The 25,342-nt window shown below is 46.0% G+C and carries 27 protein-coding genes and 1 pseudogene; 3 read left to right on the top strand and 25 right to left on the bottom strand.

Annotated features, from left to right (window positions below; translation table 11 throughout):
- Window positions 1-37: 37 nt before the first annotated feature.
- Genes tatB through hisI form a run of 5 tightly spaced genes read right to left on the bottom strand, consistent with a single transcriptional unit; the run spans window position 38 to window position 2,025 of the window.
- Complete coding sequence (gene tatB / locus QMF28_RS00635; RefSeq protein WP_281742620.1) at window positions 38-514, bottom strand: Sec-independent protein translocase protein TatB; 477 nt, start codon at window positions 512-514, stop codon at window positions 38-40.
- Window positions 515-560: 46 nt separating this feature from the next.
- A complete protein-coding gene (gene tatA / locus QMF28_RS00630) occupies window positions 561-782 on the bottom strand; it encodes a Sec-independent protein translocase subunit TatA (protein ID WP_215357717.1) in 222 nt (73 codons plus the stop codon).
- A 16-nt stretch (window positions 783-798) separates the two neighbouring features.
- The gene (locus QMF28_RS00625) at window positions 799-1,155 is read right to left on the bottom strand and encodes a histidine triad nucleotide-binding protein (protein WP_281742618.1); all 357 of its coding nucleotides are present in this window, start codon (window positions 1,153-1,155) and stop codon (window positions 799-801) included.
- Window positions 1,156-1,189: 34 nt separating this feature from the next.
- Window positions 1,190-1,591, bottom strand: coding sequence for a phosphoribosyl-ATP diphosphatase (locus QMF28_RS00620; RefSeq protein ID WP_281742615.1), 402 nt, complete (start codon window positions 1,589-1,591; stop codon window positions 1,190-1,192).
- A 38-nt stretch (window positions 1,592-1,629) separates the two neighbouring features.
- Window positions 1,630-2,025, bottom strand: coding sequence for a phosphoribosyl-AMP cyclohydrolase (hisI, locus tag QMF28_RS00615; protein ID WP_281742614.1), 396 nt, complete (start codon window positions 2,023-2,025; stop codon window positions 1,630-1,632).
- 134 nt (window positions 2,026-2,159) lie between these two features.
- Between hisI and QMF28_RS00610 the strand changes: the two genes are divergently transcribed.
- Window positions 2,160-2,342, top strand: a complete 183-nt coding sequence (locus tag QMF28_RS00610; protein ID WP_281742612.1) for a type II toxin-antitoxin system HicA family toxin — start codon at window positions 2,160-2,162, stop codon at window positions 2,340-2,342.
- A gap of 10 nt (window positions 2,343-2,352) precedes the next feature.
- Window positions 2,353-2,745 carry a type II toxin-antitoxin system HicB family antitoxin gene (locus tag QMF28_RS00605; protein WP_281742610.1) on the top strand — a complete coding sequence of 131 codons (393 nt, stop codon included), beginning with the start codon at window positions 2,353-2,355 and terminating at the stop codon, window positions 2,743-2,745.
- 6 nt (window positions 2,746-2,751) lie between these two features.
- On the opposite strand, the gene hisF is transcribed toward QMF28_RS00605, so the two are convergent.
- Genes hisF through hisB form a run of 4 tightly spaced genes read right to left on the bottom strand, consistent with a single transcriptional unit; the run spans window position 2,752 to window position 5,583 of the window.
- Window positions 2,752-3,510, bottom strand: coding sequence for an imidazole glycerol phosphate synthase subunit HisF (hisF, locus tag QMF28_RS00600; protein WP_281742608.1), 759 nt, complete (start codon window positions 3,508-3,510; stop codon window positions 2,752-2,754).
- Window positions 3,510-4,271, bottom strand: a complete 762-nt coding sequence (hisA, locus tag QMF28_RS00595; protein ID WP_281742606.1) for a 1-(5-phosphoribosyl)-5-[(5-phosphoribosylamino)methylideneamino]imidazole-4-carboxamide isomerase — start codon at window positions 4,269-4,271, stop codon at window positions 3,510-3,512. Before hisA ends, hisF begins: the two co-directional genes overlap by 1 nt.
- Window positions 4,272-4,289: 18 nt before the next feature.
- Window positions 4,290-4,946, bottom strand: a complete 657-nt coding sequence (gene hisH, locus QMF28_RS00590) for an imidazole glycerol phosphate synthase subunit HisH (protein WP_281742604.1) — start codon at window positions 4,944-4,946, stop codon at window positions 4,290-4,292.
- A gap of 49 nt (window positions 4,947-4,995) precedes the next feature.
- Window positions 4,996-5,583 (bottom strand): imidazoleglycerol-phosphate dehydratase HisB, encoded by a 588-nt coding sequence (hisB, locus tag QMF28_RS00585; protein ID WP_068320186.1) that lies wholly within the window; start codon window positions 5,581-5,583, stop codon window positions 4,996-4,998.
- Between the two features lie 116 nt (window positions 5,584-5,699).
- Here hisB and hisC point away from each other — a divergent pair, with 116 nt between their 5' ends.
- A complete protein-coding gene (gene hisC / locus QMF28_RS00580) occupies window positions 5,700-6,767 on the top strand; it encodes a histidinol-phosphate transaminase (RefSeq protein WP_281742603.1) in 1,068 nt (355 codons plus the stop codon).
- Window positions 6,768-6,802: 35 nt separating this feature from the next.
- On the opposite strand, the gene hisD is transcribed toward hisC, so the two are convergent.
- From hisD to QMF28_RS00500, 16 genes and pseudogenes are all read right to left on the bottom strand, one after another.
- Window positions 6,803-8,125: a histidinol dehydrogenase gene (hisD, locus tag QMF28_RS00575; RefSeq protein ID WP_281742602.1), complete on the bottom strand. Its 1,323-nt coding sequence runs from the start codon at window positions 8,123-8,125 to the stop codon at window positions 6,803-6,805.
- A 26-nt stretch (window positions 8,126-8,151) separates the two neighbouring features.
- Window positions 8,152-8,778 carry an ATP phosphoribosyltransferase gene (gene hisG / locus QMF28_RS00570; RefSeq protein WP_281742601.1) on the bottom strand — a complete coding sequence of 209 codons (627 nt, stop codon included), beginning with the start codon at window positions 8,776-8,778 and terminating at the stop codon, window positions 8,152-8,154.
- Between the two features lie 20 nt (window positions 8,779-8,798).
- Window positions 8,799-10,073, bottom strand: a complete 1,275-nt coding sequence (gene murA, locus QMF28_RS00565; RefSeq protein ID WP_281742600.1) for a UDP-N-acetylglucosamine 1-carboxyvinyltransferase — start codon at window positions 10,071-10,073, stop codon at window positions 8,799-8,801.
- A gap of 50 nt (window positions 10,074-10,123) precedes the next feature.
- Window positions 10,124-10,372 (bottom strand): BolA family protein, encoded by a 249-nt coding sequence (locus QMF28_RS00560; RefSeq protein ID WP_068320176.1) that lies wholly within the window; start codon window positions 10,370-10,372, stop codon window positions 10,124-10,126.
- Between the two features lie 31 nt (window positions 10,373-10,403).
- The gene (locus QMF28_RS00555) at window positions 10,404-11,192 is read right to left on the bottom strand and encodes an ABC transporter permease (RefSeq protein ID WP_281742599.1); all 789 of its coding nucleotides are present in this window, start codon (window positions 11,190-11,192) and stop codon (window positions 10,404-10,406) included.
- Between the two features lie 65 nt (window positions 11,193-11,257).
- A pseudogene (locus QMF28_RS00550) lies at window positions 11,258-11,941 on the bottom strand (ABC transporter ATP-binding protein); the annotation flags it as partial.
- Between the two features lie 5 nt (window positions 11,942-11,946).
- The gene (locus QMF28_RS00545) at window positions 11,947-12,204 is read right to left on the bottom strand and encodes an STAS domain-containing protein (protein WP_281742598.1); all 258 of its coding nucleotides are present in this window, start codon (window positions 12,202-12,204) and stop codon (window positions 11,947-11,949) included.
- An 18-nt stretch (window positions 12,205-12,222) separates the two neighbouring features.
- On the bottom strand, window positions 12,223-12,864 hold the full coding sequence (locus tag QMF28_RS00540; RefSeq protein ID WP_281742597.1) for an MlaC/ttg2D family ABC transporter substrate-binding protein: 642 nt from the start codon (window positions 12,862-12,864) through the stop codon (window positions 12,223-12,225).
- Between the two features lie 70 nt (window positions 12,865-12,934).
- Window positions 12,935-13,681, bottom strand: a complete 747-nt coding sequence (locus QMF28_RS00535; protein ID WP_281742596.1) for an MlaA family lipoprotein — start codon at window positions 13,679-13,681, stop codon at window positions 12,935-12,937.
- Window positions 13,678-14,160, bottom strand: coding sequence for an outer membrane lipid asymmetry maintenance protein MlaD (mlaD, locus tag QMF28_RS00530; protein WP_215348205.1), 483 nt, complete (start codon window positions 14,158-14,160; stop codon window positions 13,678-13,680). Before mlaD ends, QMF28_RS00535 begins: the two co-directional genes overlap by 4 nt.
- 21 nt (window positions 14,161-14,181) lie before the next feature.
- Window positions 14,182-14,970 (bottom strand): lipid asymmetry maintenance ABC transporter permease subunit MlaE, encoded by a 789-nt coding sequence (gene mlaE / locus QMF28_RS00525; protein ID WP_281742593.1) that lies wholly within the window; start codon window positions 14,968-14,970, stop codon window positions 14,182-14,184.
- Window positions 14,967-15,821, bottom strand: coding sequence for an ABC transporter ATP-binding protein (locus tag QMF28_RS00520; protein ID WP_281742591.1), 855 nt, complete (start codon window positions 15,819-15,821; stop codon window positions 14,967-14,969). The genes mlaE and QMF28_RS00520 overlap by 4 nt, the downstream gene beginning before the upstream one ends.
- A 10-nt stretch (window positions 15,822-15,831) precedes the next feature.
- Window positions 15,832-17,295, bottom strand: coding sequence for a glutamate synthase subunit beta (locus QMF28_RS00515; RefSeq protein ID WP_068320162.1), 1,464 nt, complete (start codon window positions 17,293-17,295; stop codon window positions 15,832-15,834).
- 41 nt (window positions 17,296-17,336) lie between these two features.
- Window positions 17,337-22,082 (bottom strand): glutamate synthase-related protein, encoded by a 4,746-nt coding sequence (locus QMF28_RS00510; RefSeq protein WP_281742589.1) that lies wholly within the window; start codon window positions 22,080-22,082, stop codon window positions 17,337-17,339.
- Window positions 22,083-22,276: 194 nt separating this feature from the next.
- Window positions 22,277-22,981, bottom strand: a complete 705-nt coding sequence (locus tag QMF28_RS00505; protein ID WP_281742587.1) for a transposase — start codon at window positions 22,979-22,981, stop codon at window positions 22,277-22,279.
- 12 nt (window positions 22,982-22,993) lie between these two features.
- A complete protein-coding gene (locus tag QMF28_RS00500; protein WP_281742585.1) occupies window positions 22,994-25,330 on the bottom strand; it encodes a penicillin-binding protein 1A in 2,337 nt (778 codons plus the stop codon).
- Window positions 25,331-25,342 lie beyond the last annotated feature (12 nt).

Genomic DNA, 25,342 nt, shown 5'->3' with positions numbered 1-25,342 from the left:
GTTGGTGTTTTTATTCTTTTGCTTTTAAGTATTATTTTTATTTGCCAGCGCTGTGATGAAAGCGCTTCATTCTGGCTGCGCCAGATTGCACGCGAGTACGAATGCCTGCAGATCGCTTAAACCAAACCGGCCTTGCGGCACGGCGGACGCCCCAGCTATTGCGGCCTTGGCGCTTGCTTTTGCGAAGGACCTCTTTTTCATCTAGTGGAGGGTTTTCAAAGTTGGTCTCAAAGATATCGGCTTGATCGCTTAAGTTGGCGCCCGCCTCTTGAACAGTCGAGCCAATGCTATTTTCAACTTCCTTAAGAGTGGCAGTAGTTTCTTCTCGAAACTTTTTAAACTCCTCCACCTCCATCTGTCGATTGACTTCAGATTTAACATCAGCCATGTAGCGTTGTGCACGCCCAAACAAATTACCTGCCATACGAGCAACTTTTGGCAAGCGCTCTGGCCCAACTACGACCAAAGCAACTACAGCAATCAGCGCAAGCTTTGAAACTCCGAGATCAATCATTTAACGCAGTTATTTAAATGCAGCATGAGTTTCTATCGTGCATTAATTACTTGTTTAGGTCTTTTGCTTGAACATCAACAGTCTTCTCTGCAGTTGCAGAACTTTGTTGAATTTGCTCTTTAGGCTCTTCAGAAGTTTTCATGCCGTCTTTAAAACCCTTAACAGCACCACCCAAGTCTTGACCGATGTTGCGCAATTTCTTGGTACCAAATACCAACATCACGATCACCAAAACAATTAACCAATGCCAAATGCTAAATGAACCCATCTTTAATCTCCTTGGATTATTTTTTCCAGGGGCGGGGACCGCCCATCACATGCAAGTGCAAGTGATAAACCTCCTGCCCACCATCCACGCCATTATTCACCATCAATCTAAAGCCGCCATCCTTACCAGGACGGCAACCCTGTTCTTTGGCAAGACGGGGCGCTAATTCCATCATTCTACCCAGCAAAGGGATATCTGCGCTTTCCGAAGACTCCAACATGGGTATATGTTTTTTAGGAATCATCAAAAAATGGATAGGCGCTGCAGGATTAATATCTTTAAAAGCGTAGATTTCCTCATCCTCATAAACCTTCTGGGAGGGGATTAAACCTTGTGAAATCTTGCAAAACAGGCAATTTGGATCGTGTGACATGCTGATTCCGTAGTTATTTCAGAGTATTTCGTGATTACTCTTTGCCGGCAGCTTTTCTGGCCGCCTTCTCTTCAATACCCGAAGTTCCCAGACGACGATCAAGCTCGGCGATAACATCTTCTGGACGCAAATTGAATTGAGATAGAGCAATCAGGCAGTGAAACCATAAATCTGCCATCTCACCTACTAGCAACTTTTGCTGGTCGGGAGCCAAATTAGAGTTACGCAAATCCTTGGCAGCCATGACCGCCTCAGTCGCCTCTTCACCAATCTTCTTCAAAATTCCATCGTCACCCTTCGAAAAGAGCAAAGCGGTATAGGAAGTTTTAGGATCTGCTTGGCCTGCTTTAAACGCATCACGACGTTGATCGACCACATCAGCCAAATGGGCTAATGCCGAGTCCAGATTAGAGGATTTGTTTGCAGTACTAGTCATAGGATCATTTTATGTCTTTTGTAGGCAGGTCTTCGCCATTACTTTTTATTCTTGGACTCATCAAGCCAAATGTTTTTAGCTTCATCCCATCGCAAAAAGAAACAACTATGTTCTCCCGTATGACAAGCAATTCCATCTTTTTGTTCAACCTTGAGCAAAATGGTGTCACCGTCACAATCCAAACGAATTTCTTTTACCTTTTGAGTGTGGCCAGACTCTTCGCCTTTATGCCATAACTTCTGTCTCGAGCGCGTCCAGTAGACCGCCTCTCCTAAGCGCATAGTTTCTAGGAGGGCATCTCGATTCATCCAAGCCATCATCAACACATCACCACTATCAATTTCTTGAGTGACAACTGGAACCAGGCCTTGGTCATTCCAAGTGATAGCTTCTAGTAATGCTTGGTCTTGGGATTTTTTATCTATATCTGACATTTGCTCAATTTTGACAGAATTGTTGGGTGCCAACCAATAAACGCTTGTGTAGAACTTAACGCAATAACCCATTGCGCCTTATGGACACTAACTTCTTTTATGTGTATGATGTGTATGGAATTTATAATTCGTGAATGAATAGCAAAGAACTAATCAAGGCGCTAGAAAAAGATGGCTGGATTTTGCGGGGCTCAAAAGGCTCTCACCATGTTTTTAATCACCCCTTTAAGGCTGGTCACATTACAGTGCCCCACCCTAAAAAGGATCTAGGAATTGGATTGGTTCAAAAGCTACTGAAACAAGCGGGCATCAAATAAAGGAGTCGTCATGAAATATCCAATTGCAATTGAACCAGGTGGCGATAAGGCGGCATGGGGCGTCATTGTTCCCGACTTACCAGGCTGTTTCTCAGCTGCTGACAGCGGAATTGATGAGGCCATTGAAAACGCCAAAGAAGCGATCGAACTTTGGATTGAAATGGCATTGGATGCGGGCAAAGATATCCCCAGACCCAGCCCAATTACTAACCTGCAAAAGAAAAAGGAATTTAAGGGATATATTTGGGCCATTGCTGAAATTGATCCCGCCCTTCTTTCAGATGAAATTGAAAGAGTAAACATCACTCTGCCCAAAAGAGTGTTAGCAAGGCTGGACGCTAAAGCTAAATCAGCCGGTGAAAATCGCTCTGCTTTTATTGCCCATTTAGCGATAAGCGCTTAGCTCTAACTAAATCCTAACTGGGATTCCTTGGGAGGCCATATATTCCTTTGCCTGGCCAACGGTGTACTCACCATAATGAAAGATGCTTGCAGCCAAGACTGCATCTGCACGGCCTTTGGTAATGCCATCAACCAAATGCTGCAAATTACCAACTCCACCAGAAGCAATCACCGGCACTGAAACCGCATCACTTACGGCTGCAGTAAGAGCCAAATCAAAACCATCTTTGCTGCCGTCACGATTCATGCTGGTTAGCAAAATCTCACCGGCACCACGCTTAGCAACTTCTTTAGCCCACTCCACTACATCCATGCCAGTAGCTGTTCTGCCGCCGTGGGTAAAGACTTCCCAATTACCGGCTTCTGTTTGCTTGGCATCAATCGCCACCACAATGCATTGAGAGCCGTAATACGCAGCCGCATCAGAAACCAAATCTGGATTAGCAACTGCGGAGGAATTCATGCTGACTTTATCTGCGCCAGCGTTGAGTAAGCGTCGTACATCAGCAACCGCACGCACGCCGCCGCCAACAGTCAGCGGAATAAATACCTGTGATGCCACATCCTCAATGATGTGCAGAATCAGGTCGCGTCCATCAGATGTTGCGGTAATGTCTAAGAAGGTCAGTTCGTCTGCACCTTGCGTGTTGTATTTTTTTGCAATTTCGACAGGGTCGCCTGCATCGCGCAGGCCAACAAAGTTCACGCCTTTAACTACACGCCCCGCAGTCACATCGAGACAAGGGATAATGCGCTTGGTTAACACTAGATAATTTTCTTTTTATATTTGAGTGTTAACTCATCAGCATATTTTTGTGCGGCAGCGAGATCGAGATCACCAGTATAAATAGAGCGGCCAGCAATCACGCCCATCACACCCTCTTCCTCTGCTTTACAGAGTGCATCGATATCTTGATTATTCGATAAGCCGCCACTAGCGATTACCGGAATGCGAATAGCTTGGGCCAACTTCACAGTAGCATCAATGTTCACACCTTTAAGCATGCCATCGCGCCCAATATCAGTATAGATAATGGCTTCTACACCCCAGTCTTCAAATTTCTTGGCTAGATCAATCACTTCATGACCAGTGATTTTGCTCCATCCATCCGTTGCTACTTTGCCATCACGGGCATCTAAACCAACCATGACATGCCCAGGGAATGCCGTACAAGCATCTTGCACAAAACCAGGATTTTTCACTGCTGCAGTGCCAATAATGACGGTGCTGATTCCGTCGTCCAATAAACGCTCAATGGTTTCCAGATCACGAATACCACCGCCCAACTGCACAGGGATCTCATTACCTACAGCCTTGAGAATAGATTTAATGGCAGACTCATTTTTTAACTTGCCAGCAAATGCGCCATTGAGATCTACCAAGTGCAAGCGACGCGCACCTTTGCCAATCCAATGCGCTGCCATCGCGCCAGGGTCTTCAGAAAAAACCGTGGCCTTATCCATATCACCTTGTTCGAGTCGAACACAGTGGCCGTCTTTTAGATCAATTGCGGGAATCAGCAGCATAGCAAAGAGTAATAAATATTAAGGTTGCCAAGAAACAAAATTTTGATAAAGCTTTAATCCGTATTCTGCACTTTTTTCTGGATGGAATTGAGTTGCAAAAATATTATCTCGCGCCACTGCAGAAGTAAACCAATCGCCATATTCAGTAGAACCAGCAATATCTTCATTGCGCTGCGGCACAACATAGTAGCTATGCACAAAATAAAAACTGGTCAAATCTGGGATACCAGACCAAAGGGGGTGCTTTTGATCCTGACGGACCTGATTCCAGCCCATATGCGGTACTTTAAAAGCAGATCCATCTGGCTGCCTCTTGCCAGCCAAATCAAAACGGCGCACTTCACCAGGAATCAAGCCCAAGCACGGTGTCCATTGCTCAGTGGCACGAACCTCTGCACTTCTATCAAATAGCATTTGCTCGCCAACGCAAACGCCCAAGAGCGGCTTGCTTTTAGCTGCCTCTAACAAGGCCTCTAATAAACCGGACTCTTGTAGGTGCTTCATGCAATCTGGCATAGCGCCCTGACCTGGCAAAACCACACGATCAGCGGCGCGAATTTCTTCAGGCTGATGTGCAATCAGGACATTGTCATTAGGTGCAACATGATGAAATGCTTGATACACGGAACGGAGATTGCCCATTCCATAATCAACGATCGCAATGGTTTGCGCCAAAATTGAGCCTATCTTTGCTGTTATCTAACTGGCAACTAGATGATCTAGATTAGAGGCTGCCTTTGGTTGAAGGAATAGAGCCGGATGCACGTGGATCTACCGCCAAGGCCATACGCAATGCGCGACCAAAAGCCTTGAACACTGTTTCAATCTGATGATGCGCGTTGATGCCACGCAAGTTATCGATGTGCAAAGTCACTCCAGCATGGTTCACAAAACCACGGAAGAACTCAATGCTGAGATCAACATCAAAATCACCCACGCGAGCACGAGTAAATGGAACATTGAATTCCAAACCAGGGCGCCCAGAGAAATCGATGACAACACGAGATAAAGTCTCATCCAAAGGCACATAAGAGTGGCCATAACGGGTAATACCAGCTTTATCGCCTACCGCTTTAGCAAAGGCTTGGCCCAAGGTAATTCCCACATCTTCAACAGTGTGGTGATCATCAATATGGGTATCGCCATTAGCAACCACTTTGAGGTCAATCATGCCGTGACGGGCAATTTGATCCAACATATGGTCGAGGAAAGGAACTCCGGAGGCTAGCTCAGCCTTACCGGAACCATCTAAATTGATGGAAATCTGAATTTTGGTTTCCGAAGTGTTTCGGGTAACGTCGGCTTGCCGCATGCTTCATTGCGCCGCGAGGCGAAGTGTTGATTGAAGCCTCATAATATCATTCCTAGAGAAGATATAAATATCGATATTGCAGCACTTTCATCCCGATTTTTGACCTGAGAACCCTCATGAGCCGTTTTTGGAGCCCTGTTGTTAAAACCTTAACCCCTTACGTTCCAGGGGAGCAACCGCAAATGCAGCGGCTGGTCAAACTCAACACCAATGAAAGCCCTTATGGCCCATCGCCCAAGGCGCTAGCTGCCATTGAAAGTCAAAATACTGCGGATTTACGCCTTTATCCTGATCCAGAAGGTACAGCCCTCAAACAAGCCATCGCCAAATTGCATGGCCTAGACCCAAAACAAGTTTTTTTAGGCAATGGTTCGGATGAAGTTTTAGCGCATGTCTTTGCTGGGCTTCTCAAACAAAGTAAGCCAGTCCACTTTCCGGATATTACTTATAGCTTCTATCCGGTCTACTGCAAGCTTTTTGGGATTGAATACCAAACGATTCCCTTGGGTGAAAATTTTGAGATCAATACTGCCGACTTCAAAACGCCCAACGGTGGAATTATTTTCCCCAACCCAAATGCCCCAACCGGCAGATCTATTCCCAGATCTGAAATCGAAGCTTTGTTATCTCGTAATAAAGACTCCGTAGTAGTTATTGATGAAGCCTACGTTGATTACGGTACTGAATCCTGCATTTCATTATTGCGCGGCAATACCTGCCCAGAAAATCTTCTAGTTGTTCACACGCTTTCTAAATCACGCGCCTTGGCTGGCCTGCGCGTTGGCTTTGCTGTTGGTCATCCCGACTTAATTGAAGGCTTAGAGCGAGTAAAAAATAGTTTTAACTCTTACCCGCTAGGGCGCCTTGCTCAAGCCGGGGCTATTGCTGCCATTGAAGATCAGGCGCATCTTGAAGAAACCTCAGCCAAGGTCATTCAAACGCGCACTAAGTTAGTTGAGCATCTCAATGCTTTGGGATTTGAAACACTTCCTTCAACTGCTAACTTTATTTTTACCCGTCACCCACAGCATGCTGGAGCCAAGCTCTATCAGGCCTTGCGTGATCGTGGCATCATCGTTCGTCACTTTAAATCTGCGCGTATAGAAGAATTCTTGCGCATTACGATCGGCACAGATGAACAAAGCAACGAACTTGTCGCCGCTTTAAAAGAAATTCTGAATTAAAAGATTGAATTAGTAAGCGCGGGTTTATTGAGCGCTTACTTTTTGAGACGCATCTCAGCCGCACGAGCATGGGCTTGTAAGCCTTCACCATGAGCTAAGGTACTTGCAACCTCACCCAAAGTTTGGGCACCAGCTTCACTCACTTCAATCATGCTCGAACGCTTGATGAAGTCATAAACACCCAATGGTGAAGAGAAACGCGCAGTGCGTGCTGTTGGCAAGACGTGGTTAGGCCCGGCACAGTAATCACCTAATGATTCACTGGTATAGTTACCCATAAAGATAGCGCCTGCATGACGAATTTGATCTGCCCACTTGCGTGGATCGGCAGCACAAATCTCCAAATGCTCAGCTGCAATGGCATTAGCAATCTCACAAGCTTCTGCCATATCTTTAACTTGAATCAATAGGGCGCGATTTTTTAGTGAAGCTTCAATTACTTTTGCTCTTGGCATTTCTGGCAAAAGCTTATTAATACTTGCTTGCACTTGCTCAATATATGCAACGTCTGGACAAAGCAAGATTGATTGCGCTTGCTCATCATGCTCGGCCTGTGAGAACAAATCCATGGCAACCCAATCAGGGTTAGTAGATCCGTCGCAGAGGACTAAGATCTCTGAGGGGCCGGCGATCATATCGATACCGACAATGCCAAATACTCGGCGCTTAGCTGCTGCTACATAAGCATTACCAGGTCCAACAATTTTGTCGACCGAAGGAATAGTTTTTGTTCCATAAGCCAAAGCACCCACTGCCTGAGCACCGCCGATCGTAAAGACGCGATCAACACCCGCAAGGTATGCTGCTGCCAAGACCAATGGATTACGCGCTCCATCTGGAGTAGGCACCACCATAATGACTTCAGCAACACCTGCCACTTTTGCGGGGATGGCATTCATCAATACAGAGGATGGGTAAGCTGCTTTACCACCTGGCACATAAATACCAACACGATCTAGGGGCGTTACTTTTTGACCGAGGCGCGTGCCATCTTTCTCTTCGTATTCCCAAGAATGACAACCCGCTTCAATCTTTTGCTTCTCGTGATATGCGCGAACTCTTTGCGCAGCAACATCTAGGGCGCTTTTTTGCTCAGCAGATAAAGAGAGGTAGGCTTGCTCTAAATCCTTGCGCGGAATTTCTAATTCGGAAACGCTTGCAACATTCAAACGATCGAATTGTTTTGTAAAACCAAGAATCGCTTCATCGCCCTTATCTTTGACTGCCGCCAAGATCTTGACGACTGCAGAATCTATAGCCTCGTCATCAGCGCTAGGCAAAGAAAGGCTCGACAGCAGAATTTCTCTGAAGCCTGCATCTTTGCTATTAAGGCGCTTGACGTTGATATTTAAAGACATGGATGAGACTTCTGGATGGCCGCTGCTTACTTCAGCAGCTCAAAAATAGGCTGTAGCTGAGTACGCTTACGCTTATACGAAGCTTGATTCACTACCAAACGAGCGCTGATATCAGCGATTGGCTCAACCTCAACTAAACCATTTGCTTTTAGGGTGTTGCCAGTAGAAACTAAATCTACGATAGCGTCAGCCAGCCCTACCAATGGAGCAAGCTCCATTGAGCCATACAGATGAATCGTATCGATGTGGACACCTTTATTGGCAAAGTGTTCACGAGCGCAATTGACATACTTCGTTGCTACTTTTAAACGAGAGCCCTGTTTCACTGCGCCGGCGTAATCAAAACCCTCGCGTACAGCAACAGACATACGGCACTTGGCAATACCCAAGTCATAAGGCACATACAAACCATCAGTACCTTTTTCCATCAATACGTCTAAACCAGCAACGCCAAAATCAGCGCCACCAAATTGCACATATGTTGGGACGTCAGACGCGCGGACAATAATTAAGCGAACATCCGGATTGGTTGTTTCAATAATCAGTTTGCGAGACTTCTCAGGATCTTCCAGCGGCACAATGCCGACCTTGGACAAGATCTCAGCGGTTTCCTCGAAGATGCGGCCCTTGGAGAGGGCTAAAGTCAATTTCATGGACTAATTATCCATCAGCCTTACTTGACGCGCTCAATCTTGGCACCCAAGAGGGTTAACTTCTGCTCCATACGGTCATAGCCACGATCTAAGTGGTAAATCCGGTCCACCTGGGTTTCACCCTGAGCTGCCAGTCCAGCGATTACCAAGCTAGCAGAAGCACGTAGGTCGGTGGCCATCACGATTGCGCCGGAGAGCTTTTCCACTCCCTGAGCAATTGCGGTATTTCCTTCAATAGCAATATCTGCACCCAAACGATTGAGCTCCTGCACATGCATAAAGCGGTTTTCAAAAATCGTTTCGGTAATCATTGAGCTTCCAGCTGCGATGGCATTCACTGTCATCAACTGCGCCTGCATATCTGTCGGAAAGGCTGGGTACTCAGAGGTGCGGAAATTTACCGCTTTAGGGCGACCCTGCATCGATGCCTTAATCCAATCTGGACCAACCTCCATCTGCAGACCAGCTTCTTTTAATTTCACGATCACTGCATCTAAAGTATCTGGACGGCAGTGTTTGACGGTAATCTCGCCACCAGTTGCAGCTACTGCACACAGGAATGTTCCAGCCTCAATACGATCTGGAATCACTGAATGCTCTGCACCATGCAATTTCTCAACGCCTTCAATTACCAGACGATCGCTGCCAATGCCAGAAATCTTGGCCCCCATCTTCACTAGCAATTCAGCTAGGTCGCCAACCTCAGGTTCACGCGCAGCATTTTCTAATACTGTTGTTCCTGATGCCAAAGTAGCAGCCATCAATAAATTTTCAGTGCCGGTCACGGTAATCATGTCTGTCAAGATCGAGGCGCCCTTCAATCGATCAGATTGAGGCTTCGTTTCAGCTTGAATGTAACCGCTCTTGATTTTGATGCTGGCGCCCATTGCCTTTAGGCCCTTGATGTGCTGATCCACTGGACGAGCACCAATAGCGCAACCACCCGGCAATGACACCTTGGCACTATGCATTCTGGCCAAGAGTGGGCCAAGCACCAAGATGGAAGCGCGCATAGTCTTGACCATCTCATAGGTAGCCTCGGAGCTTTTGATGACTGCTGCATTCAGCACCATATGACTGTGATCGCTCGCATCTGGAAAATCTACTGTGACGCCAATTTCTTGCAAAAGCTTAAGCATGGTACGCACATCCTGCAAGTCAGGAACATTGCGCAAAACAACTGGTTGATCGGTTAATAGACAAGCACACAGAATTGGCAACGCGGCATTTTTAGCGCCAGCAATTACTACCTCACCTTTGAGAGGAGTTCCGCCAACCATTCGTAATTTATCCATGAAACGATTCCAGTAATAACTTAGTAATTAATATGCAATGAATTTATTTTTTATGCTGCTGAATTCTGAGCAAATTCTTCGGGTGTAAAAGCCTTAATTGATAAAGCATGTACTTCTGCTTTCATGCGATCGCCCATGGCACCATAAACCAATTGATGACGCTGCACTAAGCGCTTGCCCTCAAACTCAGGACTCACAATAGTTGCAAAAAAATGTTGTCCATCACCCTCAACCTGTATATGGGTACATTGAATACCCTGTTTGATATAGCCTTCAATTTGTTCTGGGGTGGGTAGCATTTCTTCTCCTAATAAAACCAGGGGTAAATAATTAATAACGGAGCTTATAGCCTTTTTGGAGCAGGCGTAAGGTAATCACCGACACCACCACAAAAAAGCAGAACACAATTGCCAGGCTAGCCCAAGGGGAGTTATCCGAGACGCCAAAGAACCCATAGCGGAACCCGTCAATCATGTAAAAGAAGGGGTTGAAATGTGAGACCACTTGCCACGCCGGCGGCAAAGAATGAATGGAATAGAAAACACCAGACAACATCGTCGCTGGCATGATGATGAAATTCTGAAAAGCAGCCAACTGATCGTACTTATCAGCCCAGATGCCAGCGATTAAGCCGAGACTTCCCAAAATTGCCGCACCCAAAAAGGCAAATACCAAAATCCACAGCGGATATTCCAAGGAAGGTGTAGCAAACCAAATAGTAATCAATAAAACACCTAAGCCAACAACGATTCCGCGAAATACTGCAGCCAGAATATAAGCTGCATAGAACTCAAAATGGCTCAATGGAGCAAGCAGAACAAAGACTAGGTTCCCTGTGACCTTAGACTGAATCAGAGAAGAGGATGTGTTGGCAAATGCGTTTTGCAAAACGCTCATCATGACCAAGCCTGGAATCAGAAAGGCTGTGTAACTGAGGCGACCATAAATTTCCTTACCTTCGAGCACATGCCCAAAGATCATCAGGTACAGCACAGCCGTCAGAACTGGTGCAGCAATCGTCTGAAATGCGACTTTATAGAAACGCTTCACTTCCTTAAACAACAAAGTCGGAAAACCACTGCCGTATTCCAAAGCTGGTCTATTTATGCCATGCCTCATAAAGCACCTCCGGACATAATATTGACAAAGACTTCTTCTAGATCGGTTTTACCTTCGCCATCTTTTTTGACCGATCCATAGCGGCTTAATAAATTTGCGGTAGTGTCTAAAGCCACAATCTTGCCTTGCTTGAGCATGGCAATACGCTGACACAGGGCTTCTGCCTCTTCTAAGTAATGTGTAGTTAAAACAATCGTGTGGCCATCTTGATTGAGCCTGCTAATGAATTGCCAGAGTGATTGACGTAACTCGACATCCACACCGGCGGTGGGCTCATCCAAAATAATCACCGGTGGTCTATGTACCAATGCTTGAGCTACAAGCACTCGGCGCTTCATTCCACCAGACAAAGAACGCATATTGCTATCGGCTTTAGAGGTGAGATCAAGGTTAGCCATGATCTCGTCAATCCATGCATCGTTATTGCGTATCCCAAAGTAGCCCGACTGAAAACGCAAAGTTTCTCGAACAGTAAAGAAGGGATCAAAGACCAACTCTTGAGGAACAACGCCCAGCATACGGCGTGCCTCACGAAAACCTTTTTGAACATCAGCACCCATAATGGCTGCATGACCGTGGCTAGGTCTTACTAAGCCAGCCAGAATGGATATTAAAGTGGTCTTGCCGGCGCCATTGGGGCCCAATAAACCAAAAAACTCTCCAGGCTCAATAGCCAGAGAAACATCATCTAAAGCTTGAAGCGCCCCATACTGCTTGGATATGTTTTGAATAGATATCGCTGGATGCATTGCCATTACAAACCTAGCAATGCAGCAACACCATAAACACCAGCCAAAACTTTTAGCTTCGCTGGCGCATGCTCTATCGAAATCGACTTACCTTCAGACAGGAGCTTTTTTTGCCATGCCAATAAAACAGTTAATACAGAGGAGTCAAAGTCTTTTAACGCAGAGCAATCGATCAATTGCAAACTAGGGCTATTTAACAAGCCCTCTTTTTGTAACTGCAAGGCATTTTCTTGCGTAACGATTTTTGGCAAAAGAAAAGGCATGGCGTCTTTATTTAATAATTAATTGCTTGGCTTAGCAGTAGCTAATTGTTTATTGCGGTCTTGCAAGAACTTGACTAAGCCCTCAATGCCGTTTTGACTGATTTGATTTGAAAACTGGTTGCGGTAGGCCTCAACCAACCAAACGCCCATGATGTTCATGTCATAAACCTTCCAGCCATTAGCTGTTTTCTCAAGGCGATAGTCCAAAGGCACTGGGTCGCCACGGCCAAGCACGACGGTTTTCACAACTACCTCTTTATCGTCTGGGGCAGCGCGCAAAGCTTTAAATTGCACAGTCTGATCACGCAACTGACTCAAAGCACCCGAATAAGTACGAATGAGTAGATTCTTAAACTCGGAAGTAAGTTGAGCTTGCTGCTCAGGCGTCGCCTTTTTCCAATTAGGCCCCATCGCCATTTCTGTTGTGCGACGCATATCGGTATAAGGAACAATTTTCTTTTCTACCAGGTCCACAATTTTTGGAATATTGCCCTTCTGAATATCGGGATCAGCCTTAACGCTTGCCATGACATCTGTAACAACCATCTTAATGAGAGCGTCTGGAGGCGTTGATTGATCAGGGGTCTGAGCAAAAACAGTGCCGACTACAAACAGCAGGCCTGCAAAAATAAAGCTACCGATTTTTTTAAAACTTTTCATATTTCCCGCCCACTATCTTTATCTATATTGAGACTCATTTTAGTCACTTCAAACTGCACTGATGAACTGCTTATTGATATGGATTCTCATAAACAATGGGTTCCTCATCATCGCGACCCTCATTAATTTGATATGCCCGTCTTTGAATATAAGCATCGCGCATAAAGCTGTACTTATCAATTGCAGCGCCATCCAATAAATCACCAGCTTCATAGTAAGTATTCCGCGCATTCACTACACGCAAACCGGTAATACTATTTCTTAGGCCAATATCCTTAACGTAACTGAAGAGATAGTCTGACTCTAAATCGGCCACAGTACCAAAGGTATCGCGCACATTACTTGGTCCAAAGAAGGGCAAAACAACATACGGACCCGAAGGGACGCCCCAAACACCTAAAGTTTGACCCCAGTCTTCTTTATGTTTTTCTAAGCCGCCTGGCGTTGCCAAGTCTAATAGTCCACCCAAGCCCATGGTTGTATTGACCACTACGCGCATAAAGTCATTAAAGGCAAATCCTGGTTTGCCTTGTAGCAAGTTAAAGAGTGCAGTGTAAATATCGTTGTAGTTACTAAAGAAGTTATAAATACCATCGCGCACAAACTCGGGCAATACAAAGCGATAACCAGCAACTACTGGCTTTAGAACATAAGCGTCTAAGCCTTCATTAAACTCGAATACTGAACGGTTGAATGGCTCCCAAGGATCTTGAGGGGAGCGCTCTGAGCCAGCAGGAATCGAAGCACAACCAATCATGGCTGCAACCAAACTCAGCAAGATTGCTGCCTTGAGTTTGCGCACTACAGACAACATCATTTTGCCGCGCCTTTTTCTTGACCGCTATCTGCTGCTTTGTTATAGAGAAACTGACTGATGAGGTTTTCTAAAACAATCGCTGACTGAGTCTGAGAAATCTTCTCACCATTAGTCAACATGTCATCCGAGCCGCCTGCTTCAAGGCCGATATATTGCTCACCCAACAAACCGGATGTCAAAATCTTTGCAGAAGAATCTTTTGGAAACTTAAAAGAATCTTCAATTGTCATGACTACTGTTGCCTGATAAGTCTTGTCATCAAAAGAGATATTGGCAATTCTGCCAACAACTACACCAGCACTTTTAACCGGTGCACGAGGCTTTAAACCACCGATGTTATCAAAGCGTGCGGAAATTTTGTATGTTGGAGCGAATGACACAGCATTCATATTGCCCACTTTTAACGCGAGAAATAGTGCTGCTAATAAACCTATGGCAACAAAAATACCTACCCAAACATCAATTGCACTTTTTCTCATAAGAGCCCCAGTTTATTCTTTCTAATTTGAGAACATCATCGCGGTCAGCAAGAAATCCAATGCCAGAACCGATAAAGAAGAGATAACCACCGTACGGGTAGTCGCTTGCGAAACGCCTTCAGGCGTAGGCTTAGATTCATAACCTTGATAGAGGGCAATAAAAGTCACTGCCACACCAAACACCATGCTTTTAATTAGGCCATTACCAATATCCGAAAACAGGTCTACACCACCCTGCATTTGCGACCAGAAGGCGCCTGAATCCACTCCAATGAGTGGAACACCAACCAAATAGCCACCTAGAACACCCACAGTCGTAAAGATAGTTGCCAAAATTGGCATAGAAATAATGCCTGCCCAGAGTCGTGGCGCGATCACGCGACCCAAAGGATCAACTGCCATCATCTCCATAGCAGTTAATTGCTCGCCAGCTTTCATCAAACCAATTTCTGCGGTCAATGAAGTGCCGGCTCTGCCAGCAAACAATAAAGCAGTAATCACTGGACCTAACTCACGAGTTAAAGACAATGCGACCAACAAGCCAAGCGCTTGCTCTGAACCATAACGATTTAAAGTGTAGTAACCCTGCAAACCTAATACGAAACCTACAAATAATCCTGAGACCGCAATGATGATGAAGGAATGGTTACCAACAAATAAAATTTGATCAATCACTAAGCGTGGTCTCTTAAGCAAGAATCCTGAGCGCACAATCACCGCTACAAACATGCGGGCAGCCAATCCAAGACTACTTAAGTTACGACGAACAAAAAATCCAAGATCGCCAAAGAGATTTAATAGTGCAGTCATAGAGGCCTCATTCCAAAATCTTCTTCCAAGGTTTTACCTGGGTAGTGGAAAGGCACGGGGCCATCTGGTGCGGCATCTAAAAACTGTCTGACAAAAGGATCTGTTGAGCGACTTAACTCTTCAGGCGTGCCTTCTGCGCCAATGCGGCCATTAGCAATAAAGTACACATAATCTGCAATCGCAAAAGTCTCTTCAACATCATGAGTAACCAATAAACTCGTGGCTCCCAGGGCATTATTCAGATCACGAATCAGGCGTGCAGTAATACCAAGCGAAATAGGGTCAAGGCCAGCAAATGGCTCGTCATACATGATGAGTGGTGGATCTAGCGCAATCGCCCTAGCAAGAGCAACACGTCGTGCCATACCGCCAGAAATTTGTGAAGGCATTAAATCACGTGCACCACGTAAGCCTACCGCATTAAGTTTCATCAACACCAATGAATGTAAGAGCTCTTCACTTAAGTTGGTATGCTCGCGCAGAGGAAAGGCAACGTTTTCAAAAACACTGAGGTCGGTAAACAAAGCGCCAAACTGAAATAGCATGCCCATACGTCGACGAGCTGCCATCAACTCAGCGCCGCTCATCTTGCCAATATCTTGGCCTTCAAAAAGAACTTGGCCCGATTGAGCTGTATATTGACCGCCAATCAGGCGAAGAATGGTGGTCTTGCCGCAACCAGAGCCACCCATAACAGCAACCACTTGACCGCGTCGAAACTCCATATTGAGTCCCGACAAAATTTGCCGCTCACCTCGAGCATAGGAAAAGTTGACGTCTTTGATGGAGACGACAACTTCGCCTGCAGCTTGCTTGCTTACATCCAAGGAGTTTGGCTCACCACTGTTCATATCCTCGACATTATCGAGGTAAAACAGAAGACCCCATTAAATACTCATCAACTGAACGGGCACATTGACGGCCTTCACGAATCGCCCAAACTACGAGAGACTGTCCGCGACGCATATCGCCAGCAGCAAATACCTTAGGAACGTTCGTTTGATAGGCATTTTGACCATCCACAGTAGCTTTAGCGTTGCCACGAGCATCTTTTTCAACGCCAAAAGCATTTAGCACTTGTTGAACTGGAGACACAAAGCCCATTGCCAAAAGTACTAAATCTGCCTTGATCTCAAATTCAGAGTTTGGCACTTCTGACATCTTGCCGTCTTTCCACTCCAAACGTACGCCGATCAACTTCTCTACTTTGCCATTTTTACCTTCAAAACGTTTCGTTCCAACAGACCAGTCACGATCACAACCTTCTTCGTGAGAAGAGGATGTGCGCAACTTTGTTGGCCAATATGGCCATACCAATGGCTTGTTTTCTTCTTCTGGAGGCTGCGGGAGCAATTCAAACTGAGTAATCTTGGTAGCGCCGTGGCGGTTTGAAGTTCCTACGCAATCAGAGCCAGTATCACCGCCGCCGATAACTACAACATGCTTATCAGTTGCACGAATTTCGTTTTTGAAATCGCCTGCATTTTCTTTGTTCTGTGGAATCAAAAATTCCAACGCATAGTGCACACCGGCTAACTCACGACCTGGGACTGGCAAATCACGTGGCTGCTCTGCGCCACCAGTGATCACTACAGCATCAAAATCTTTCATCAACTGCTCAGGAGAAACTGTTTTGTTGGAGTAATTTTTTACTTCAGCACCAATCGCTTCTTTACCAACAAACACACCGGTTTCAAACTTCACGCCTTCAGCCTGCATCTGCTCTACGCGACGGTCAATCAACCACTTTTCCATTTTGAAATCAGGAATACCGTAACGCAGCAAGCCACCAACGCGATCATTCTTCTCAAATACAGTCACATCATGACCAACACGAGCCAATTGCTGTGCAGCCGCCATACCCGCAGGACCGCCGCCAACTACCGCTACTTTTTTACCTGTCTTGGTCTTGGATGGCTGAGGCTTAACCCAACCACTTTCCCAGCCCTTATCAATGATGGCGTGCTCAATAGATTTGATGCCAACTGCAGTGCTATTAATACCTAAAGTACATGCGGCTTCGCAAGGAGCTGGGCAAATACGGCCGGTAAATTCAGGGAAGTTATTGGTTGATTGCAAAACGTCTAATGCATTCTTCCAATCACTATGGAATACCAAATCATTAAAGTCAGGAATGATGTTGTTCACTGGGCAACCGTTGTTACAAAACGGGATACCGCAATCCATACAACGCGCGCCCTGAACTTTAGCTTCTTCGTCAGTTAAAGCAGCAACAAATTCTTTGTAGTGATGGAGACGTTTAACCGGCGCTTCGTACTTTTCATCAACGCGCTCAAACTCCATAAATCCAGTGACCTTACCCATATCGAATCCTCAGTATCTTTTCTTAATGTCTATCTATTTGATTAAGCAGCAACGGTTTTGTTCTGAGCCTTTTCCCACAACTCACCGAGAGCACGTTTGTACTCAGTTGGGAGAACCTTCACAAAACGTCCACGGGCATTTTCCCAGTCAGCTAAAAGTGCTTTTGCGCGCTCAGAGCCAGTGTGGCGGAAATGACGCTCAATCAAGCCCTTCAAGATTTGCTCGTCTGTTAAACGCTCACCACCATCTTTAACATCGACAGGGGCATGCCACTCAGACTTCGGCATCTTGGCAATCTGCTCGGCAGAAGGCAGAACCTTTTCCAAAGTAGCCATACTGGTGTTGCAACGCTTATCGAACAGACCATCTTCGTCGTAAACATAAGCAATACCGCCGCTCATACCTGCAGCAAAGTTACGTCCTGTTGCGCCCAATACAACTACTGTGCCACCAGTCATGTACTCACAACCATGGTCGCCAGTACCTTCAACAACTGTTGTCGCACCAGAGTTACGTACCGCGAAACGCTCACCAGCTACGCCGTTAAAGAATGCCTCACCAGCAATTGCGCCGTAGAGCACGGTATTACCAACAATGATGTTCTTCGCGGTATCGCCACGGAACTCATGTGGAGCACGAACAATCACGCGACCACCTGACAAACCTTTACCAACGTAGTCATTGCCATCACCAACCAAATCTAAGGTAATACCGCGGGCCAAGAAGGCTGCAAAGCTTTGACCAGCCGTGCCATTCAACTGAATATGAATAGTGTCATCTGGCAAGCCTGCATGACCATAACGCTGAGCTACTTCACCTGAGAGCATTGCGCCAACTGTACGGTTCACGTTCTTAACAGGAACAATGAAAGATACTTTCTCACCACGCTCTAAGGCAGGCTCGCTCTTCTCAATCAAAATATTGTCGAGTGCGCTAGCCAAGCCATGATCTTGCGTCAACACTTGATAACGTGGAACTTCAGCAGCAACCTGTGGTTCAGCAAAAATCTTGCTGAAATCCAAGCCATGTACTTTCCAGTTCTCAATACCTTTGCGGGTATCTAACAAATCAACGCGACCAATTAAGTCATCAAACTTACGAATACCCAATTGCGCCATGATCTCGCGAGCCTCTTCAGCAATGAAGAAGAAGAAGTTCACAACGTGCTCTGGCTTGCCTGAGAATTTCTTACGCAATTCTGGATCTTGTGTAGCAACACCAACTGGGCAGGTATTTAAATGACACTTACGCATCATGATGCAACCCTCAACAACCAATGGAGCTGTCGCGAAACCAAATTCATCTGCGCCTAACAAAGCACCAATCACTACGTCGCGACCAGTCTTCATTTGGCCGTCAGCTTGAACACGAATACGACTACGCAAGCCATTGAGAACCAATGTCTGCTGTGTTTCAGCCAGGCCGAGTTCCCATGGGGAACCAGCATGCTTGATTGAAGACAGTGGGGATGCGCCAGTACCGCCATCATGGCCAGCGATCACAACGTGGTCTGCTTTAGCTTTCGCAACACCAGCTGCAACAGTTCCAACGCCTACCTCAGATACCAACTTCACAGAAACGTCTGCTTTTGGATTAACGTTCTTCAAGTCATGAATCAACTGAGCAATATCTTCAATTGAGTAAATGTCATGGTGTGGAGGAGGGGAAATCAAACCAACGCCTGGCACTGAAAAACGCAACTTACCGATGTAGTCAGAAACCTTACCGCCCGGCAATTGACCGCCTTCACCAGGCTTAGCGCCTTGTGCCATCTTGATCTGAATCTGATCAGCAGAACGCAAATATTCTGTAGTTACGCCAAAACGACCAGAAGCAACTTGCTTAATCTTAGAGCGCAAGGAGTCGCCGTCTTGCAATGGAATATTAGCCTCGACTACGTCGCTACCCAAGATGCTTGCTAAAGACTCACCCTTCTTAATTGGAATGCCTTTGAGTTCATTCACATAACGGTTTGGATCTTCGCCGCCTTCACCAGTATTAGACTTACCGCCAATACGGTTCATAGCAATTGCCAAAGTAGCGTGCGCTTCTGTAGAGATCGAACCCAAAGACATCGCGCCCGTTGCAAAACGTTTAACGATTTCTTTTGCAGACTCTACTTCGTCCAACGGAATAGCTTTTGCTGGATCAATCTTGAATTCAAACAAACCACGCAAAGTCATTTGACGCTTAGTTTGATCATTGATGATATTGGCGTACTCTTTATAAGTCTGATAGCCTTTCTCAGCGCCGATACGTGTGGAATGCTGCAACTTCGCAATCGTGTCAGGAGTCCACATATGGTTCTCACCACGAATACGGAAAGCGTACTCACCACCAGCGTCAAGCATATTGGTTAACACTGGGTCATTACCAAATGCAGATGAATGCATGCGCAATGCTTCTTCAGCCACTTCAAATACGCCGATACCACCAACGTTTGATGGAGTGCCCTTGAAGTATTGATCAATGATGTCGTGATTTAAACCAATGGCTTCAAAAATCTGTGAGCCTGTATAAGACATGTAAGTTGAGATACCCATTTTGGACATCACTTTTTGCAAGCCTTTACCAATCGCTTTCACAAAATTCTTCACTGCTTTTTCTGCAGATAAATCACCGGATAAGCCTTTGGCCATTTCTGCCAAAGTTTCCATTGCGAGGTATGGATGAACTGCTTCTGCGCCATAACCAGCCAAGAGCGCAAAGTGATGGGTCTCACGCGCGCTACCTGTTTCTACTACCAAGCCAACGCTAGTACGCAAACCTTTTTGCACTAAATGCTGGTGAATGGCTGAAGTAGCCAATAAAGCAGGAATTGCTACGTGCTTCTCGTCAACTTGACGATCACTCACGATCAAGATGTTGTAACCAGAACGCACTGCATCAGCTGCTTCTGCACACAAAGAAGCTAAGCGCGCTTCAATGCCAGCCTTACCCCATGAAGCTGGATAGCAAATATCCAATTCATAAGAGCGGAACTTGCCATTGGTGTAGTGACCAATATGACGAATCTTAGTGATGTCATCAAAATCCAAAATTGGCTGGCTTACTTCCAAGCGCATTGGTGGATTGATATTGTTGGTATCTAACAAGTTCGGCTTAGGGCCAATGAAAGAAACCAAAGACATCACCATGTTCTCGCGAATTGGATCAATCGGAGGATTGGTAACTTGAGCAAACAACTGTTTGAAGTAGTTATAGAGTGGTTTGTTCTTATTGGAGAGAACCGCTAATGGGCTGTCGTTACCCATTGAACCAATCGCCTCTTCACCGTTCATGGCCATTGGAGCCATGAGGAATTTAATATCTTCCTGGGTATAGCCAAATGCTTGTTGGCGATCTAATAATTTAGCTGCTGGACGAATCGTGGTTTTCTCATCAACCAAATCCACCTTGCTGGCATCGACTTCGTCCAACTTCACACGAACCGCATCGATCCAGCTCTTATATGGCTTAGCTTTAGAAACGGCATTCTTCAACTCAACGTCATCAATGATGCGACCTTGCTCCATGTCGATCATGAACATCTTGCCTGGTTGTAAGCGCCATTTTTGTACGATCTTGCTCTCAGGAATCGGCAATACACCAGCCTCAGAGCCCATGATGACAAGGTCATCATCAGTAACGTAATAACGTGCTGGACGCAAACCGTTGCGGTCCAAAGTTGCGCCGATTTGACGGCCATCGGTAAATGCCATTGCTGCAGGACCGTCCCATGGTTCCATCATTGCTGCATGGTATTCATAGAATGCGCGGCGATTGTCATCCATCAATGCATGTTGCTCCCATGCCTCAGGAATCATCATCATCATGGCTTGCGCCAATGGGTAGCCAGACATTACCAACAACTCTAAACAGTTATCGAAACACGCAGTATCTGATTGACCTGGATAAATTAATGGCCAGAGCTTTTGCAAGTCATCGCCAAGCACTGGAGAGCTAATTGCACCTTCACGTGCATTCACCCAATTGACGTTACCCTTAACGGTATTGATCTCACCGTTATGCGCAATCATGCGGTATGGATGTGCCAATTCCCATGCAGGGAATGTATTAGTAGAGAAGCGTTGATGCACTAAAGCAAGTGCTGAAACAGTGCGCTTGTCTTGCAAGTCTTGGTAATAAGCACCAACTTGGTTGGCTAACAGCAAACCCTTGTAAACAATGGTTCTAGCAGACATTGAGGCAACGAAATATTCTTTGCCATGCTTGAGATGCAAATCTTGAATCGCATGACTTGCTGTCTTACGAATGACATACAACTTACGCTCAAGCGCATCGGTTGTCATGATGTCGCGACCACGACCAATGAAAATTTGACGAATGAATGGCTCTGTCATTTGCACTGTTGGAGACATCGGCAATTTCACATCCACCGGAACATCTCTCCAACCTAAAACAACTTGACCTTCTAAACGAACAGTGCGCTCTAATTCTTGCTCGCACGCTAAACGAGACGCATGCTCCTTCGGCAAGAAAATCATGCCAACACCATACTCACCCAATGGTGGCAACGTCACGCCTTGCTTGGCCATTTCTTCGCGATACAAAGTATCTGGAATCTGAATCAAGATACCAGCGCCATCACCCATCAAAGGATCGGCACCAACCGCTCCCCGGTGATCTAAGTTCTCAAGAATCTGCAAACCCTGAGAAACGATCTCATGGGATTTCTTGCCTTTAATGTGTGCAACGAATCCTACGCCGCAAGCGTCGTGCTCATTACTTGGGTCATATAAACCATGAGCGATAGGGCGAAGATCTGTATTTAATTGTGTAGTCATAGTATTTCCGAGGGGCGACAAAGGCCTAATTACTTTTGGAGGATCAAATATAGGTGAATACCCACACCGATGCAATAGAAATAAAATGAGTCTGTCCCATTTATTTTGATGTCGCACCAATATGTATTGCTTATATGGGGACAGAGTCAAAATACTCAATACCCCAAATTGATTTCGGGGAAGTTTTTAGTTCCCTAAGTCGTTGAATTTAATGGACTTATTTTTCTAGGGCGGCCACGATGCCGTATTACTGCTATCTCTGGGGCATTTTTGAAGAGCTTTTGCGCATAAATATCACTCACCCACGGTTTGGAGCGAAGCAAGGATTCCGTAATTTGGCGGTCCTCCCAGTGAGGCGCCCCCTCTTTCACAAAACTAGCCCAGGTCATTTGCCTTTCAAAAGGCGTATTACCTAACTTCCAAAAATGCTGGTGATCCACTAACCATGGTTCAGCATTGCCACCAATATGCGTTGCAAAACTAGTCCAAGTTGAGCTTTGGGGGTTCGATTCAAATCCAGCCCTCACTGGGTTGAGTTCGATATAGCGCTGACAACGCAAAAAATAATCTGGATCAATTAAGGATGAGCGATACCGACCTTCCCAAATAGTTCCAGAGCGTCGATGCTTCTGATTGAAATATTGCGCATAACGACGTCCCAGAGATTGCATGGTTTTTGCAAGGGAATCTTCATTTTGCGGAGTCATCAATAAATGAACATGATTCGGCATCAATGCAAAAGCATGAACTGCGCAACCAAATTGTCTTGCCGCCTCGCGTAACCACTCTAAATAAGTGCGCCGATCTTCATCGGTAAAAAATAGTGTTTCACGATTGTTACCACGAACCATCACATGCATTGCTTGGCCTGGTATCACAGTGCGCGCTTGCCGTGCCATGTTGAATACGAACTATTGAAGTTCGCGGACACCGCCATTGTTTGAGAATTCTGGAATAAACCAGTCGCCATCCACTTGCGTTACTCCGCTTGGAACTTCACGCGTCTCCTGCGGAACCTCTCTTAGCGCGGTACCCATATAAGAAATCCACATAGGCAACGCAAGGCCGCCACCAGTCTCTCGATCACCCAGGCTAGCCGGCTTATCAAAACCAATCCATGCAATCGCAACGACTTTAGGGTTATACCCAGCAAACCATGCATCGTGAGAATCATTGGTTGTACCGGTTTTACCTGCAATATCACTACGGCCTAATTTGCCGCGCGCAGAAGCTGCAGTCCCTGACTTAGTTACCTCTTGCAACATGCTATCCATGACAAAGGCTGTACGGGCGTCGAGCACACGCGGCGCATCTTCCCGAGCATGAGTAGGTTTTGCCTCAAACATGACAGTCCCTTTGGAGTCGACCATCTTGTTAATCAAGAATGGATCTACTCGATAACCGCCGTTCGCAAAAACACTGTAAGCAGAAGCCATTTGTAATGGTGTAACTGAACCCGCGCCCAACGCCATTGTTAAATAAGGTGGATGCTTTTCTGGCTCAAAACCAAAACGCTGAATGTATTCCTGAGCATAGGAGGGGCCAATAGCGCGAATAATGCGCACAGAAACTAAGTTCTTCGATTTAGCTAAAGCAGTACGTAAGCGCATCATGCCGTCATATTTACCATCGTAGTTTTTAGGCTCCCAGGCTTGACTACCAGTTTCCATACTGCCAATCGATAAAGGCGCATCATTCACCATCGTGCTGGGTGTGAAACCTTTTTCAATCGCAGCTGCATAGATAAATGGCTTAAATGAGGAGCCAGGCTGACGCAAGGCTTGTGTCACATGGTTGAATTGATTGCGACGGAAATCAAAGCCGCCCACCAAAGAGAGGATTGCGCCAGTCTCAGCGTTCATAGAAACAAATGCAGCCTCAACTTGAGGCAGCTGGGCCAACTTCCAAACTCCACCATCTGACAGGAGCCGCACAACTGCACCGGGACGCAAACGTTTCTTAGGTTGAGTGCTATCGGTAATGGATGCTGCTGCCAACTTCATGCCCTCACCTTTAATGGTGATAGTGTCACCAGTGGCAATCATGACCTGCATTTCTTTTGGCTTGATCTCAAGCACAACACCAGACTGCAAATCATCTAACTGTGGATAAGCAAGTAATGCTTCATCAATGGCGCGTTGGCGTTTTACAGAATCCTCAGGCAGATCAATGAAACCTTCTGGGCCGCGATAGGCGTGACGCAAGTCGTATTCAAAAATTCCCTTACGTACCGCCTTGTAAGCGGCATCTTGATCTGCCTTCAAGATGGTGGTGTAAACATCTATTCCCTGGGAGTAGATTGCCTCACCATATTGCGTGAATAACAATTGGCGTACCATCTCCGCCGGGAAATCTGCACGAACTGCAAACTCGTTACCAAGGCCGCGAATATGCAATTCCTCGATCATCGCTTTTTGATAATCCTCTGGAGTGATATATCCCAGATCGCGCATGCGCTGCAGAATATATTCTTGGCGAATCTTGGCACGACGAAAATTGCTAACTGGGTTATAAGCTGACGGCGCCTTTGGTAGGCCGGCCAACATTGCAGACTCAGCGATGGTGATATCTTTTAACTCTTTACCAAAATAGATCTGCGCTGCACTAGAGAAACCATAAGCCCGCTGCCCTAAGAAAATCTGGTTCATATAGATTTCCAGAATCTTGTCCTTAGTTAATTGAGACTCAATTTCCCAGGCTAATAAAACTTCATAGATTTTTCGACTAAAGGTCTTCTCATTGCTGAGGAAGAAATTGCGCGCCACCTGCATGGTGATGGTTGAAGCGCCCTGCGAAAGATGTCCGCGTAAGTTGGTTAATGCAGCACGCAAAATTCCAACATAGTCCACACCACCGTGAGAATAGAAGCGATCGTCCTCAATTGCTAAAACAGCATTGCGCATGCTTTGAGGAATTTCATTTAACGGGATTACCTTGCGACGCTCCTCACCAAACTCACCAATTAACACTTTATCTGCCGTGTAGATACGTAGAGGAGTCTTTGGGTTGTAATCAGTTAATGCAGAGATCTTTGGAAGATTAGGTTTTGCAACCAAAAAGGCATAACCCATCAGCAAAGTAATCACTACGGCAAAAACCACGCCAATAATTAACAAAGCCTTTACTAATGGGTTGCTTGAATTCTTGCGCGGCAAGCCAGGCTGAACTCGTGTTTGCCGAGGACGTCTATCGGATGGACGAATAGGACGCTGATTGAGCGGCGGCTTGTCTTTTGGAGGTAAGGCCATAAGCCCAAATTA

It is taken from the genome of Polynucleobacter yangtzensis (assembly GCF_027924165.1).
Taxonomy (GTDB): domain Bacteria; phylum Pseudomonadota; class Gammaproteobacteria; order Burkholderiales; family Burkholderiaceae; genus Polynucleobacter; species Polynucleobacter yangtzensis.
The sequence above is the reverse complement of the archived record's forward strand: the minus strand, read 5'-3'. Positions and strand labels throughout refer to the sequence as shown.